We start from the raw sequence: 867 nt of genomic DNA on the forward strand, positions 1-867 counted from the left end.
AGATAACCGCCGTACACCTGGGTATACCAGTCTGTCGCCGGGTTATCCATACGCGTCAGTTGCAGGTTGGTCAGCAGTAGATCGGAAGAGGTTACATATTCACGAATCCAGGTTCTGACGCGCGGTAAGCTGCTGTCATTAGGCGGCGTTTTATAATTAAAGCGATCGTAGTTATTGATCAGGTTCAATGACGCGGCGCCACCGACCGACCAGTGATCGCTCAGGCGATAATCCGCGCTGCCTTTCAGCGCCACCTGATACATATAGAACGATTCCGCGCCGCCTACGGATTGCGTCAAGGTCGGCTCGATACCGTAGGTCAAGCGCGATGGCTCGCTGCGTAACACTGGTTGCCCGTTGATATCAGAGAGCGGTTCTGCGCGCTGGGTAACCGGCTCCGGCTGCCCTAACGGAATAGACGCCGATTGCACATCGCGGAATGCTTTGGTATCCACCGCCGTACTTTCTACCGGCAGACGCTGGCTGCGACGTACAATGTGGTATTCCCCTACGCTCTCCGGTACATGGTTCGCCAGCACGGTCGCCGCACGCTGAGTGGCTTCATTTTTATCGCGATACTTATCCTGATCGGCAACGATGGTCACTTGATGCCCATCGGCATAAATATCGGCATTGCTGTAACCGGCTTTTTCATCCAGCTCACGCGCCACCTGCTGCCAGTTGGTGCCGTTGGCTGAATGGACAGGAGCATATACGGGAGGAACATCTTCCGGATGCGATTGGCGTAAATCGTCAAAGTTAGTGTGCAGGCTAAAGCCCCACATCAAGGTATTGCCGCGCTGCCAGGAAAGGGTGGTATCAAAGTTATCACTGACGCGGTAGACCATGCCGATATTGAAGGGGGAG

At 54.7% G+C, this 867-nt stretch carries 1 protein-coding gene; it reads right to left on the reverse strand.

The genetic code is table 11. The annotated features are described in order from the left end of the window. Window positions 1–867, reverse strand: an 867-nt coding sequence (locus J5224_RS31180) for a YjbH domain-containing protein (protein WP_264628877.1), incomplete at both ends; no start/stop codon positions are given.

It is taken from the genome of Candidatus Symbiopectobacterium sp. NZEC135, from assembly GCF_025962695.1.